A 12919-nucleotide genomic window follows, 5' to 3' on the forward strand; every position below is an offset into this window, starting at 1 on the left:
CGATGGCCGATCTTCCCATCGTGCTCGTCGCAGCCGTGGCCGACAACGGCGTCATCGGCGACGACAACCGCCTGATCTGGCGGCTGAAGACCGATCTGCGCCGGTTCCGCAGCCTGACGCTGGGCCGCCCCGTGCTGATGGGGCGCAAGACCTTCCTCTCCATCGGCAAGCCCCTGCCGGGACGCGAAACGATCGTGCTGACCCGGGACCCCGGCTTCCGCCCCGCTGGCGTCCGCACGGCTGCGGATCTCGACGCAGCGCTGAGCCTGGCGCAGCAGGTGGGGGCGGAGATGGGGGCCGACAGCGTCACGGTGGCAGGCGGGGCGGATGTCTATCGGCAGGTCCTGCCGCTGGCCGACCGGCTGGAGCTGACCTTTGTCCATGCCAGGCCGGAGGGCGATGCGCTGTTTCCCGACTGGGAGCGCTCGGCCTTCGTTGCGCAGGCGCCGGAAAGCCATCCGGCCAGTGCCGATGACGAGCATTCCTTTGCCTTCGCGACCTTTCGCCGCCGCGGTTGAGACGGTTTGCGTTCACGATGAAGACCTTGCGTCGTTGACGAATCCATGGCCCATGCCCAAGTCAGCGCAGACCGCTCCGGCTGGGGAGCGCTGACAAGCGACCGCGTTTCGCCTATGGCGAGGGCAGGTTCGCGGAGAAAGGGAACGGCGCGAGTATGCCTTGGAGCAACCAGAGCGGCGGTGGCAATAACGGGGGCGGACCCTGGGGCCAGCGCGGGGGAAGCGGCGGCGGCGGTGGCGGTGGCGGCGGCCCTTGGGGCGGTGGCTCCGGAGGCGGCAATAGCGGCCCGCCCGATCTGGAGGACATCCTGCGCCGTAGCCAGGACCGCCTTCGCAACATGATGCCGGGCGGTAATCTCGGCAGCCGCGGCCTGATTTTCGGCGTTCTCGCCCTGATCGTGGTCTGGCTGCTGACCGGCTGGTACATCGTGCGTCCCAACGAGGTCGGCCTGAACCTTCGCTTCGGCAAGTTTATCGGCAAGACCGGCGAAGGCCTGAACTACAACTGGCCCTACCCGATCGGCAGCGTGATCAAGCCGCAGGTGACCAATGTCGTCACCACCGAGGTCGGCTTCCGAACCGTCGAATCCGTGCGCGCTTCGCGCCAGTCCGATGTGATCGAAGAGAGCCTGATGCTCACCGGCGACGAGAACATCGTCGACATCGACGTGATCGTGCAGTGGCAGATCGACCCGGCCGCGCCCGAGAACTACGTTTTCAACATCCAGGACCCGCCGGGTACCGTGAAGGCCGTCGCCGAGAGCGCGATGCGCGAGATCATCGGCCGGCGCAACATCCAGCCCGTGCTGACGACCGACCGCGCCGCGATCGAGACGGAAGTGCGCCAGCTCATGCAGGAGACGCTGAACGGCTACAATGCCGGCGTCCAGATCCGCCTCGTGCAGCTGCAGAAGGTCGATCCGCCGCAGCAGGTCATCGACGCGTTCCGCGACGTCCAGGCCGCGCGCGCCGACCAGGAGCGCCTGCGCAACGAGGCCGAGACCTACGCCAACCGGGTCGTGCCGGAATCGCGCGGTCGCGCGGCCCAGCTCGTCCAGTCGGCGGAAGCCTTCAAGGAGCAGACGGTGGCGGAGGCGCTCGGTCAGGCCAGCCGCTTCAACGCGGTCTACGAGCAGTACAAGAAGGCGCCGGCCGTGACGCGCGAGCGTCTCTTCCTCGAGACGATGGAGCGCGTGCTCGGCGGCACCGACAAGATCATTCTCGACAGCAGGGGGAACGGCCAGGGCGTCGTGCCCTATCTGCCGCTCGACCAGTTGCAGCAGAGGCGCCCCGCTCCGGGCGCTCCGCAGACGGGAGCCATCCGATGAACGGCGCCATCATCCGTATCGGCCTGCTCGTCGTCCTCGGCATCGCGGCCGTCGTCTTCTACGCGATGACCTTCGTGGTCCAGCAGACCCAGTCGGCCCTCGTGCTGCGCTTCGGCGCGGTCCGCAGCGTCGTCACCGCGCCCGGCCTCTACTTCAAGTTGCCGGCGCCGTTCGAGCAGGTCACCCTGCTGGACAACCGCATCCTCGATCTCGACCTGCCGGCGCAGGAAATCATCGCCTCGGACCAGAAGCGTCTCGTGGTCGATGCCTTCACGCGCTACCGCATCTCGGATCCGCTGCGCTTCTACCAGGCGGTCAACAACATCCCGCGCGCCAACTCGCAGCTCGCCTCGATCGTGAACGGCAATGTGCGCTCGGTGCTGGCGGAGGCGTCCTTCACCTCGATGGTCCGCAACGACCGGGCGCGGCTGATGAACCGCATCCGCGACGATGTGAACCGCGAGGCGGCGCGCTTCGGCATGACGGTCGTCGACGTCCGGCTGCGCCGTGTCGACCTGCCGGCCGCCAACTCCGCCGCCGTGTTCCAGCGGATGCAGACGGAGCGTCAGCGCGAGGCGGCTGAAGCGCGCGCGCTCGGTGCCCAGCAGGCCCAGGAGATCCGGGCCCGTGCGGACAGGGACTCGACCGTCATCGTGGCGGAAGCCCAGCGGCGTTCGGACGAGATCCGCGGTCAGGGCGAAGGCGAGCGTAACCGCGTCTTCGCCGAGGCCTTCGGCCAGGACGAGGAGTTCTTCACCTTCTATCGCTCGATGCAGGCCTATGAAGCCAGCATCAAGGCGGGCGATACACGGATGGTGCTCTCGCCGGACTCGCCGTTCTTCCGGTTCTTCAACGGACCGAACGCGCCCCGGCCCGACGCCGCTCCCGCGGTGCCGGCTCCGGCCCGCCCCTGACGGGACCTGCGCCGCGCATGTGGGATTTCGTCGCGGCGCTGGGGCTCGTCTTCGCGATCGAGGGCATCCTGTTCGCAGCGGTGCCCAACCTCGCCAAGGAGGCGCTGCGGAGCGCCTCCGAGACGCCCGTCGACGTCATGCGGATGATCGGGCTCGCCTCGGCGGTGCTGGGCGTGGCGATCGTCTGGTTCGTGCGCGGCTGAGGCGGTGTCGGCCGACGGCATGCGGCAATGGTCGCATGATCGTGTGTCGACCTTCCGCCGCATTTCGCGGTTCAATTGGGGATACGCTTTCCGCGCCGGGCGACTCGGCCGGATCTTCTGCACGAGGACACTGATGGCAACTCATCCCGTCTCTGCTTCCGGAGCTTTCGCGCCGCGCTCCCGGCGCATCGTGTTCGCCGCCGGCGTGGCCTGCCTTTCGCTCCTGGCCTCTCCGATCCTGGCGCCGGCGCAGACGGCGGCTTCGCCCGTGCTGCAGGGCCAGATTTCGCTGGCCGATCTCGCCGAGCGCGTCATGCCGGCGGTGGTCAACATCGCGGCGGTGACGACCAGCGACACGCGCGGCCGCACCCTGCCGCAAATCCCTCAGCTCGGTCCGGATACGCCCTTCGGCGATCTGTTCGAGGAGTTCTTCAACCGCCGTGGTCAGGGCCAGCAGGGTCAGGGCCAGGGGCAGGGTCAGGCGCCGCAGCAGCGCCGCTCACAGTCGGCCGGGTCGGGCTTCGTGATCGATTCATCGGGCCTCGTGGTGACCAACAACCACGTCATCGGTGACGCCAACGAGATCACCGTGATCTTTAACAGCGGCCTGCGGCTCAAGGCCGAGGTCGTCGGCAAGGACGCCAAGGTCGACCTCGCCGTCCTGCGCGTGAAGCACGACAAGCCTCTGCCGGCGGTGAAGTTCGGCGATTCCGACAAGATGCGGATCGGCGACCCCGTGATGGCCATCGGCAACCCGTTCGGGCTTGGCGGCTCGGTCTCGTCGGGCATCGTCTCGGCGCGAAACCGCGACATCCAGCAGGGCCCCTACGATACCTATATCCAGACCGACGCCGCCATCAACAAGGGCAATTCGGGCGGTCCGCTGTTCAACATGGCGGGCGAGGTCATCGGCATCAACACCGCCATCCTGTCGCCCACCGGCGGCTCGGTCGGCATCGGTTTTGCCGTACCGTCCTCGCTGGCGACCTCGATCGTCGACCAGCTCAAGGAGTTCGGCGAGACCCGCCGCGGCTGGCTGGGTGTTCGCATCCAGAGCGTCGATGACGCCACGGCCGAGGCGCTCGGCCTGGGAACGGCGCGCGGCGCACTCGTGGCCGGTGTCGACGAGAAGGGCCCCGGCAAGCCGGCCGGCCTCGACGTCGGTGACGTCATCACCAAGTTCGACGGCAAGGAGGTCAAGGATTCGCGCGACCTGCCGCGGATCGTCGCCGCCACCCCCGTCGGCAAGGACGTGCCCGTCACGATCATGCGCAAGGGCAAGGAAGAGGTGAAGACGGTCAAGCTCGGCCGTCTCGAGGATGGCGAGAAGGTGCAGCCCGCCTCGGCCCGCACCCCCGCCGAGCCGGCCAAGCCCGCCGTCACCACCGCGCTCGGCCTTGAGTTCTCCCCGCAGACCGAGGAGCTGCGCAAGCGCTACTCGATCAAGGACGGCGTCAAGGGCGTCATCGTCACCAAGGTCGATCCGAACTCGAACGCCGCCGACAAGCGCGTCCAGGTCGGCGAGCTGATTGTCGAGATCGGTCAGGAGCCGGTCAATTCGCCGGCGGACGTGACCAAGCGCCTCGACGTGCTGAAGAAGGAGGGCAAGAAGTCGGCCCTTCTGCTGGTCTCCAACGCCCAGGGCGAGGTCCGCTTCGTCGCCGTGGCGATGAACTGAGCGATTTCTTCCGTCGTGATGCGATCGAGGGCGGCCGAAAGGCTGCCCTTTTTCATTGGGCCGCGCCGGCGTGATGGCGGGGATCAGCGATCGGCATTGGTGCCGGGCTCTCCGTGATGGCAGGGTGTTGCGACTGCCCCGGAGCGCCCACGATGAAACTCACCGACATCCCCTTCGTCACCACCGACTGGTCGACGGTCCCGACCGAGCGCCATGCAGGGGATGTTGGCGAGGCGACCTGGCGGGTGCAGTTCTTCGGGCCGGCTGAGAACCGCATCCGGGTGCGGATGGTCGAGTACAGCCCCGGCTACGAGGCCGACCACTGGTGCTCGAAGGGCCACATCATCCTGTGCCTGGACGGCGAGATGGAAACGACGCTGGAGGATGGCCGCGTCATGCCGCTCAAGGCCGGAATGACTTATCAGGTCGCCGACGGCGCCGAGGCGCATCGCTCCCGCACGGTGACGGGCGCCAAGCTGTTCATCGTGGATTAGGCCCGAACGATCTCGGCGCCCGTATAGCCCTGCGCGTAGAGCAGCGCGGTCAGGTCCGCATGGTCGAGTCGCGCATGGGCGGCAGCCGCCACCGCCGGTTTGGCGCGGAACGCGACGCCGAGTCCGGCTTCACCCAGCATGGCGAGATCGTTGGCACCGTCGCCGACGGCAAGCGTCTGCTTGGGCGAAAGACCAAAGCGCGCGCGCAGTTCCAGCAGCGCGTCGAGCTTGGCCTGCTTGCCGAGGATGGGATCGGCGACCTCGCCGATCAGCACGCCGTCCTGCGCCAGCAGGGTGTTCGAGCGATGCTCGTCGAAGCCGATGGTCGTGCCGATGGGCCCGGTGAAGACGGTAAAGCCGCCTGAGACCAACGCCGTGTAGCCGCCCTGGCCGCGCATGGTCATGACAAGTTCGCGCCCGCCCGGCGTCAGCGTGATGCGCTCGCGGATGATTTCAGCCACGACCGAGAGCGGGACGCCCTTCAGCAGCGCGACGCGCTCGCGCAGCGCCGGCTCGAAAGCGATCTCGCCACGCATGGCGCGCTCGGTGATGCCGGAGACCTTCTCCTTCAGCCCGACATAGGCCGCTAGTTCGTCGATGCATTCCTGGCCGATCATGGTCGAGTCCATGTCGGCGAGGAACAGCTCCTTGCGGCGCGTTGCGGCCGGCTGGACGAGGATGTCGACCGGCGCCCCGTCGAGGAGCGGTCGCAGATCGGCTTCGAGCTTGCGCGCGTCGTCCGCTTCCGCGAAGAGGTCGGCCGCGATCTCGCCGTCGAGGCGCTGCGTGCGCAGCGCCCCGGGCAGGGCGGCGAGCCGCTTCAGCAGCGCCTCGTCGATCAGGGCCTGTCCATGGGCGGAAACCAGTGTCGCGACGAGCATGTGAAGGGCCGGATCGGGTGACGAGGGCAGCGGAAGGGATCAGGGCCGTGCTCATCGCAGGTCCGACCGCGAGCGGCAAGTCGGCCCTGGCGATGGCGCTGGCGCGTGACTTTGGCGGCGTGGTCGTCAATGCGGATTCGATGCAGGTCTATCGCGATCTGCGGGTGCTGACGGCGAGGCCTACTCTCGAGGAGGAAGCGAGCGGCCCGCATCGGCTCTACGGTCATGTCGACGGGGCGGTGAATTATTCGGCCATGCGCTATGCGTCGGATGTCGCGGCGCTGCTGGAGGAGCTGCGCCAGAGCGGGCAACTGCCGATCCTCGTCGGCGGAACAGGGCTCTACTTCAAGGCCTTGACGGAGGGATTCTCGGCCATGCCTCCGGTGCCGGAAGCGGTGCGCGCGACCTTCCGCGAACGCGCCGAGGGCGTCGCGACCGAGGCGCTGCATGCGGAGCTCGCCGCGCGCGATCCGGAGATGGCGGGACGGCTGCGCGCCTCTGACCGGATGCGGATCATGCGGGCAATCGAGGTGCATCTGGCGACAGGGCGCTCGCTTGCGAGCTTTCAGGGTGAGCGCGAGCCCGGGCCGCTATCGGGCGTCGAGACCCTCCGCCTTTTCGTCAGTCCCGAGCGGGAGGCGGTGCGGGCGGCGATCGACCGGCGTTTTGAGGCGATGATCGCGCGGGGCGCGCTCGACGAGGTCGAAAGGCTGAAGGCACGCGGCCTCGATCCGCTCCTGCCGGTGATGCGGGCCCATGGCGTGCCGGGGCTGATCGCCTCTCTCGATGGCACGATCTCGCTGGAGGAAGCGATCCGACGCGGGCAGGCGGATACGCGTGCCTATGCCAAGCGGCAGGTGACCTGGTTCCGCCATCAGATGGCAGGTTGGGAGGCTGTCGCGCCGCAGGAGGCGCTGGGCGTCGCGCGGGCGCGGCTCGCCAGTTAGGCCGCGGCCGCCAGGCTGTCCGAACCGGCGACCGCGATGCGGTTACGACCCTCGCTCTTGGCGCGATAGAGCGCCTGGTCCGCGCGGCTGGTCAGCCCCGCCAGCGTCTCGCCATCCTGCCGTGAGGCGATGCCGCAGCTGGCGGTGACCGCGAGCCCCAGCGTCTCCGAGACTGGCAGCGTCCTCCCCGCCAACGCCTGCTGCACCAGAACAGCCGCCGCCACGGCCTCATCCGGACCTCCGCGCATCAGGATCGCGAATTCTTCGCCGCCAAAGCGTCCGACGAGGGCGTTCCGGCTGCCGAAGACGCCCAGCAAAAGATCGGCGAAAGCGCGGATGACCGCGTCGCCCGCAGGATGGCCATGGGTGTCGTTGATGCGCTTGAAGTGGTCGAGATCGATGATGAGCAGCGAGGCCGGTGCGCCCTCGGCAACGCCGTCCCGCATCATCGTCTGGGCGTGCTCGGTGAAGGAGCGGCGGTTGAGCAGCGCGGTGAGCGGGTCGGTCTCGGCCAGCCGGCGCAGTTCCTTCTCACGCTCTTCGCGCAGGCCGATCTCCTCGGAAAGGGCCTGCCTCGTGGCGCGTTCGATGCCGACCTCCAGCGCCAGCGTAGCGGCCCGTTGCCGGAGCGACTGATTGGCGAGCATCAGGTTCGAGATGTCCGACAGCGTGACCACCAGTCCATCACCGAGCAGAGCCAGCGAGACCTGGAGCCAGATCTGCCGGCCGCCGGCGACGAACGCCACCTCGAACTGGTCGGGCTGGAGACGCTCGACCGCCTGAAGCAGGCGGGTCCAGCTCTCATCCTCGGCCAGAAAGGGAAGGGCCTCGCGCAGATCGCAGCCGAGCACCATGGCGGCTTCGCTGCCGCAGAGCGTCGTCGCCCGCTGGTTCGCGGAGAGCACGCTGAGCCCGGCCAGTTGCGATTCCGGGCCGCGAACCGCCTCGACCGCCACGATCCCGAAGGGGGACGTCTCCATCAGGAGCATCAGGAATTCTTCGCGGAAGCTCATCTGGCGGCAGAAGACGATGAGGTGGCGGCCGCCTTCCGCGTCGGTGGTGGGAAGGATCAGGCGTTCGAAAATCCCCACACGGGCGGTCCGCACCGTGCGGTGGATTGTGTAGATGGCGATGCCTTCCGCCAGCGCCCGGTCGTAGCAGTCGATCGTGAAGGCCGCGACGTCGCTCTGCAGATTGGAGACGTATCCGCCGGTGCGGTCCCGTCCGGTTGTTCGGGGCAGGGTGCGGCCGCAGGCGTCGTAGCGATAGTCGCCGGTCGCTGTCGGCGAGAGCAGCATGAGGTCGTCGGCCGCTGCGTGTTCGGCGAGTGCCTTCAGGGTCTCATGCGGTGCGCCGGCGCTTCCGCAGGCCAGCCGCTCGAAATGCTGCATCAGCACCGGGACTTCCGGCGCGTGGGCGCGGGTCAGGATGCTGCGCGGGTTGACGTCGTGATGCATAAGGCGGCCCGTGAAACGCTCGAAGAGTAAGCCGCGGCGCTTGCCAAAACGTTGCGATGTGGACTTTCGGACGCAGAAGGGCCGCTTGACCCGGCAGCCGTGCTCCGCTAGCGTCCCGCAACATCTGAAAAGGGTCGAAGCGCGATGCGCAAGCTTATTATCGTAGGGGTGCGCTGGTAGGGGCCGGTTCCGCAGGGAGCCGCGTCATCCCCGACGCCAGCGCACGTCCAGGCCCCTCGAGGGCCTTTTTTATTGCCCGTTTTCGACCTTCCCATCCTTCCCCGAGCTGCCGCAGGAGACCGTTATGAGCGAGATGATGACCGGTGCCGAAATGGTCGTCCGCGCGCTTCAGGACCAGGGCGTCGAACATCTGTTCGGCTATCCCGGCGGCGCCGTGCTGCCGATCTATGACGCGCTGTTCCAGCAGGACAAGGTCAAGCACGTCCTCGTCCGGCACGAGCAGGGGGCCGTCCATGCGGCCGAGGGCTATGCCCGCTCGACGGCCGGTAAGGTCGGCTGCGTGCTCGTCACCTCGGGCCCCGGCGCGACCAATGCGGTCACCGGGCTGACCGACGCGCTGCTGGATTCGATCCCGCTCGTCGTCATCACCGGCCAGGTGCCGACGCATCTGATCGGGTCGGACGCGTTCCAGGAATGCGACACGGTCGGCATCACGCGCTCCTGCACCAAGCACAACTACCTGGTGAAGAGCATCGCCGATCTGCCGCGCATCCTGCACGAGGCGTTCTTTGTCGCGGCGAACGGGCGCCCCGGCCCCGTCGTCATCGACATCCCCAAGGACATCCAGTTCGCGAGCGGGCTCTACAGCCGCCCGCGCGACAACCAGCACAAGACCTACCGGCCGACCGTCAAGGGCGACCTGAACAAGATCAAGGCTGCGGTCGCGCTGATGGCGAGCGCCAAGAAGCCGGTGTTCTACACCGGCGGCGGCGTCATCAATGCCGGCCCGCATGCCTCCGCGCTGCTGCGCGAACTCGTTCGGCTGACCGGTTTCCCGGTGACCTCGACCCTGATGGGCCTCGGCGCCTTTCCGGCGGCCGACAAGCAGTGGTTGGGCATGCTGGGCATGCACGGCACCTACGAGGCGAACCTCGCGATGCATGACTGCGACGTCATGATCAACATCGGTGCGCGCTTCGACGACCGGATCACCGGGCGGCTCGACGGATTCTCGCCGCGCTCGCGGAAGATCCACGTCGACATCGACCCGTCCTCGATCAACAAGACGGTCAAGGTCGACATCGGCATCGTCGGCGACTGCGCCCATGTGCTCGAGGACATGGTCCGCGTCTGGCGCGAGACTTCGCCCCAGATCGACAAGACCGCGCTGACCGCCTGGTGGACGCAGATCGATGGCTGGCGGGCTCGTCAGAGCCTCGCCTACAAGCAGTCCGGATCGGTCATCAAGCCGCAATATGCGATCGAGCGGCTCTACGAGCTGACCAAGAACCGTGACACCTACATCACGACCGAGGTCGGCCAGCACCAGATGTGGGCGGCGCAGTATTACCGCTTCGAGGAGCCCAACCGCTGGATGACGTCGGGCGGGCTCGGTACGATGGGCTACGGCCTGCCGGCCGCCATCGGCGTCCAGATGAAGCATCCCAAGGCGCTCGTCATCGACATCGCCGGCGAGGCCTCGATCCTGATGAACATGCAGGAGATGTCGACGGCGGTGCAGTATCGCCTGCCGGTCAAGATCTTCATCCTGAACAACGAGTACATGGGCATGGTGCGCCAGTGGCAGGAGCTGCTGCATGGCGGCCGCTATTCCGAGAGCTATTCGGAATCGCTCCCCGATTTCGTGAAGCTGGCCGAGGCCTATGGCGGCCACGGCATCCGCTGCTCGGATCCGGCTTCGCTCGACGATGCGATCATGGAAATGATCGAGACGCCGAAGCCGGTCATCTTCGACTGCCTCGTCGCCAAGCAGGAGAACTGCTTCCCGATGATCCCGTCGGGCAAGGCCCATAACGAGATGATCCTGCCCGATTTCGAAGGCGATACCGGCGAGATCATCGACGCCAAGGGCAAGCAGCTGGTGTGAGACCGCACCGTCATGCTCGGGCATGACCCGAGCATCTCAGGCCGGATGGGTTGTTCCATCCTGCGCGAGATTCTCGGGTCAAGCCCGAGAATGACGAGGCTGGCGTGGCGGGGAGGGACACCATGGCGACCATCGGCCTGATCGGCGGGATGAGCTGGGAATCGACCGCGGTCTACTATCGGCTGCTGAACGAGGGCGTGCGGGCGCGGCAGGGCGGGCTGCATTCGGCCGACATCCTGCTGCATTCGCTCGACTTTGCGCCGGTGGCCGAGATGCAGGCGCAGGGCGACTGGGACGGCGCGGGCGCCCTGCTGGCGGCGAGCGCGCTGCGGCTGGAGCGGGCCGGGGCGGGGTGCCTCCTGCTCTGCACCAACACCATGCACAAGGTGGCCGACCGCATTACCGCCGCGACGCGTGTCCCCTTCCTGCATCTGGCCGACGTCACCGCCAAGGCGGTGAAGCGTCGGGGCGTCCGCCGGCCGCTGCTGCTGGCGACGCGCTTCACGATGGAGCAGCGCTTCTATCTGGGACGGCTCGCCGCCTTCGGGATCGAGGCGATGGTGCCCGGCGAGGCGCAACGGGCCGAGGTCCATCGCGTCATCTATGAGGAGCTCTGCCGCGGGCGCATCGAGCCGGCTTCGAAGGCGCGCTATCTCGCGATCATCGCCGAGGCGGCGGCACAGGGTGCCGACGGCGTGATCCTCGGCTGTACCGAGATCGGGCTCTTGATCGCGCAGGGCGATGTCGACCTGCCGGTGTTCGACACGACGGCGCTCCATGTCGAGGCCGCGCTTGATTTTGCCCTCGCTGCGGAGAGCCAGGCGGCATGAAGCTCATCATCGCCAACAGGAACTACTCGTCCTGGTCGCTGCGACCCTGGCTGCTGCTCACGCAGTTCGGCATGCCGTTCGAGGAGGTCGTGGTCCCCTTCGGCCCGACCTTCGACGACCCCGCCTGGAAGCAGGTCATCGCGCAGTACTCGCCCGCAGGGAAGGTGCCTGTGCTGATCGACGGCGCGGTCCAGATCTGGGAATCGCTGGCGATCCTGGAATATGTCGCCGAGAAGCGGCCGGACCTGCCGATCTGGCCGCGCGATCCCGCGGCGCGGGCGATGGCGCGCTCGGTTTCCAGCGAGATGCATGCCGGCTTTTCGGCCCTGCGCGGCGCCTGCCCGATGAACCTGGCCTGGGTGCATCCGGCGCGCGACCGCGGCCCGAAGGTGGCCGCCGATGTCGCCCGGATCACGGCGATCTGGCGACAGGCGCGCGAGCGCTTCGGCGCCGAGGGCCCCTTCCTGTTTGGCGCCTTCAGCGCTGCGGATGCGATGTTCGCGCCGGTGGTGGCGCGGTTCGTCGGCTATTCGATCCCGCTCGATCCCGTCTGCGCCGCCTATGTCGCGGCCGTGACCGAGAGCCGGGGCTACCAGGCCTGGCGGGATGCCGCCCTGGCCGAGCCCTGGATCGTCTCCGAAGACGAGGTCGACGAGCCCGTCCTCACCGATTTCCGCCCTCATCTGACCGCAACTCGAGCCTCCTCATGAACACGTCGTCGCATTATCCCAACGCCCCCGTCGCCCAGCCGATCGCCCGGCACACCCTGGCCGTGATCGTCGACAACGAGCCGGGCGTGCTGGCGCGCATCGCCGGCCTGTTCTCCGGCCGCGGCTACAACATCGAGAGCCTGACCGTCTCCGAGACCGAGCACGAGAAGCATCTCTCGCGCATCACCGTCGTGACCTCCGGGACCGCGGCCGTGATCGACCAGATCAAGGCGCATCTCGACCGGCTGGTGCCCGTCCATCGCGTCGTCGACCTGACGCTGCAGGGCGAGGCGCTGGAGCGCGAACTCGCCCTGGTCAAGGTCGTCGGCAAGGGCGAGCATCGCGTCGAGGCGATGCGCCTGGCCGCGGCCTTCGGCGCGCGCACGCTGGACGCCTCGCTGACCTCCTTCGTCTTCGAGCTGACCGGCACGACCGAAGAGATCGAGCGCTTCATCAAGCTGATGACGGCGGTGGGTCTGACCGAGGTCTCGCGCACCGGCATCGCTGCGATGAGCCGCGGCCCCGAGGCGATGTAGAATGCTTCCGGACCTGGTGGGCGCCGGATTATCGGGATCATGACCCTCGAACAGATTGCCCTCGGCCTCGAAATCGCCGGCCTCGGCTGCTTCCTCTGGCCCATCCTGATGCGGGTGACCGGCAAGACGCCCGCACTGCCCCCGGGCAGCGGCGGCGCAAGCCTGCGCTCGCCGCTGTGGTGGGCCGGCTTCGTGCTGACCGCGGCGGCGATCTTCCTGCAACGGCTCGCCAGCCAGCAGGCGGGCGGCGGCTAGGCCGAAAGGCGCGACGCCCAGCCATGGCAAAGCCGCTTGCACCGGGTGGCGTGCTGCGATAGAGAGCCGAACCGTAACGTACGGTACGCTGCTTCCTCGG

At 67.9% G+C, this 12919-nt stretch carries 14 protein-coding genes; 12 read left to right on the forward strand and 2 right to left on the reverse strand.

The window, feature by feature from the left end; translation table 11 throughout:
• The first annotated feature begins 2 nt into the window (after positions 1-2).
• The 6 genes from ABIE41_RS12845 (at position 3) to ABIE41_RS12870 (ending at position 5135) form a co-directional block, all read left to right on the forward strand.
• Positions 3-518 carry a dihydrofolate reductase gene (locus tag ABIE41_RS12845; RefSeq protein WP_192640799.1) on the forward strand — a complete coding sequence of 172 codons (516 nt, stop codon included), beginning with the start codon at positions 3-5 and terminating at the stop codon, positions 516-518.
• Positions 519-673: 155 nt separating this feature from the next.
• Positions 674-1846: an FtsH protease activity modulator HflK gene (gene hflK / locus ABIE41_RS12850; RefSeq protein ID WP_192640800.1), complete on the forward strand. Its 1173-nt coding sequence runs from the start codon at positions 674-676 to the stop codon at positions 1844-1846.
• Entirely contained in the window at positions 1843-2760 is a 918-nt protein-coding gene (gene hflC / locus ABIE41_RS12855) for a protease modulator HflC (protein WP_192640801.1), read from the forward strand. Before hflK ends, hflC begins: the two co-directional genes overlap by 4 nt.
• 17 nt (positions 2761-2777) lie before the next feature.
• Positions 2778-2963, forward strand: a complete 186-nt coding sequence (locus ABIE41_RS12860; protein WP_067989721.1) for a DUF2065 domain-containing protein — start codon at positions 2778-2780, stop codon at positions 2961-2963.
• Positions 2964-3096: 133 nt separating this feature from the next.
• Complete coding sequence (locus ABIE41_RS12865) at positions 3097-4641, forward strand: DegQ family serine endoprotease (protein ID WP_192640802.1); 1545 nt, start codon at positions 3097-3099, stop codon at positions 4639-4641.
• A 152-nt stretch (positions 4642-4793) separates the two neighbouring features.
• Positions 4794-5135: a DHCW motif cupin fold protein gene (locus tag ABIE41_RS12870; protein ID WP_192640803.1), complete on the forward strand. Its 342-nt coding sequence runs from the start codon at positions 4794-4796 to the stop codon at positions 5133-5135.
• Here ABIE41_RS12870 and serB read toward each other — a convergent pair.
• Positions 5132-6016 (reverse strand): phosphoserine phosphatase SerB, encoded by an 885-nt coding sequence (gene serB, locus ABIE41_RS12875; protein ID WP_192640804.1) that lies wholly within the window; start codon positions 6014-6016, stop codon positions 5132-5134. The genes ABIE41_RS12870 and serB overlap by 4 nt on opposite strands.
• Positions 6017-6108: 92 nt before the next feature.
• Here serB and miaA point away from each other — a divergent pair, with 92 nt between their 5' ends.
• On the forward strand, positions 6109-6963 hold the full coding sequence (miaA, locus tag ABIE41_RS12880) for a tRNA (adenosine(37)-N6)-dimethylallyltransferase MiaA (RefSeq protein WP_354193453.1): 855 nt from the start codon (positions 6109-6111) through the stop codon (positions 6961-6963).
• On the opposite strand, the gene ABIE41_RS12885 is transcribed toward miaA, so the two are convergent.
• Complete coding sequence (locus tag ABIE41_RS12885; protein WP_192640806.1) at positions 6960-8420, reverse strand: GGDEF domain-containing protein; 1461 nt, start codon at positions 8418-8420, stop codon at positions 6960-6962. The genes miaA and ABIE41_RS12885 overlap by 4 nt on opposite strands.
• Positions 8421-8724: 304 nt before the next feature.
• Between ABIE41_RS12885 and ABIE41_RS12890 the strand changes: the two genes are divergently transcribed.
• The 5 genes from ABIE41_RS12890 (at position 8725) to ABIE41_RS12910 (ending at position 12819) form a co-directional block, all read left to right on the forward strand.
• Positions 8725-10488, forward strand: a complete 1764-nt coding sequence (locus ABIE41_RS12890) for an acetolactate synthase 3 large subunit (RefSeq protein ID WP_192640807.1) — start codon at positions 8725-8727, stop codon at positions 10486-10488.
• A gap of 122 nt (positions 10489-10610) precedes the next feature.
• The gene (locus ABIE41_RS12895) at positions 10611-11318 is read left to right on the forward strand and encodes an aspartate/glutamate racemase family protein (RefSeq protein WP_192640808.1); all 708 of its coding nucleotides are present in this window, start codon (positions 10611-10613) and stop codon (positions 11316-11318) included.
• Positions 11315-12028 carry a glutathione S-transferase family protein gene (locus ABIE41_RS12900; protein ID WP_192640809.1) on the forward strand — a complete coding sequence of 238 codons (714 nt, stop codon included), beginning with the start codon at positions 11315-11317 and terminating at the stop codon, positions 12026-12028. Before ABIE41_RS12895 ends, ABIE41_RS12900 begins: the two co-directional genes overlap by 4 nt.
• Positions 12025-12564 carry an acetolactate synthase small subunit gene (gene ilvN / locus ABIE41_RS12905; RefSeq protein WP_192640810.1) on the forward strand — a complete coding sequence of 180 codons (540 nt, stop codon included), beginning with the start codon at positions 12025-12027 and terminating at the stop codon, positions 12562-12564. Before ABIE41_RS12900 ends, ilvN begins: the two co-directional genes overlap by 4 nt.
• A 39-nt stretch (positions 12565-12603) precedes the next feature.
• On the forward strand, positions 12604-12819 hold the full coding sequence (locus tag ABIE41_RS12910) for a hypothetical protein (RefSeq protein WP_192640811.1): 216 nt from the start codon (positions 12604-12606) through the stop codon (positions 12817-12819).
• The last annotated feature ends 100 nt before the right edge of the window (positions 12820-12919 follow it).

Source organism: Bosea sp. OAE506 (assembly GCF_040546595.1).
GTDB lineage: Bacteria > Pseudomonadota > Alphaproteobacteria > Rhizobiales > Beijerinckiaceae > Allobosea.

What these genes read in the sequence shown, in the direction of transcription:
- ABIE41_RS12845 (WP_192640799.1), top strand. Translation starts at nt 3, where the DNA reads ATGGCCGATCTTCCCATCGTGCTCGTCGCAGCCGTGGCCGACAACGGC.
- hflK (WP_192640800.1), top strand. Translation starts at nt 674, where the DNA reads ATGCCTTGGAGCAACCAGAGCGGCGGTGGCAATAACGGGGGCGGACCC.
- hflC (WP_192640801.1), top strand. Translation starts at nt 1,843, where the DNA reads ATGAACGGCGCCATCATCCGTATCGGCCTGCTCGTCGTCCTCGGCATC.
- ABIE41_RS12860 (WP_067989721.1), top strand. Translation starts at nt 2,778, where the DNA reads ATGTGGGATTTCGTCGCGGCGCTGGGGCTCGTCTTCGCGATCGAGGGC.
- ABIE41_RS12865 (WP_192640802.1), top strand. Translation starts at nt 3,097, where the DNA reads ATGGCAACTCATCCCGTCTCTGCTTCCGGAGCTTTCGCGCCGCGCTCC.
- ABIE41_RS12870 (WP_192640803.1), top strand. Translation starts at nt 4,794, where the DNA reads ATGAAACTCACCGACATCCCCTTCGTCACCACCGACTGGTCGACGGTC.
- serB (WP_192640804.1), bottom strand. Translation starts at nt 6,016, where the DNA reads ATGCTCGTCGCGACACTGGTTTCCGCCCATGGACAGGCCCTGATCGAC.
- miaA (WP_354193453.1), top strand. Translation starts at nt 6,109, where the DNA reads ATGGCGCTGGCGCGTGACTTTGGCGGCGTGGTCGTCAATGCGGATTCG.
- ABIE41_RS12885 (WP_192640806.1), bottom strand. Translation starts at nt 8,420, where the DNA reads ATGCATCACGACGTCAACCCGCGCAGCATCCTGACCCGCGCCCACGCG.
- ABIE41_RS12890 (WP_192640807.1), top strand. Translation starts at nt 8,725, where the DNA reads ATGAGCGAGATGATGACCGGTGCCGAAATGGTCGTCCGCGCGCTTCAG.
- ABIE41_RS12895 (WP_192640808.1), top strand. Translation starts at nt 10,611, where the DNA reads ATGGCGACCATCGGCCTGATCGGCGGGATGAGCTGGGAATCGACCGCG.
- ABIE41_RS12900 (WP_192640809.1), top strand. Translation starts at nt 11,315, where the DNA reads ATGAAGCTCATCATCGCCAACAGGAACTACTCGTCCTGGTCGCTGCGA.
- ilvN (WP_192640810.1), top strand. Translation starts at nt 12,025, where the DNA reads ATGAACACGTCGTCGCATTATCCCAACGCCCCCGTCGCCCAGCCGATC.
- ABIE41_RS12910 (WP_192640811.1), top strand. Translation starts at nt 12,604, where the DNA reads ATGACCCTCGAACAGATTGCCCTCGGCCTCGAAATCGCCGGCCTCGGC.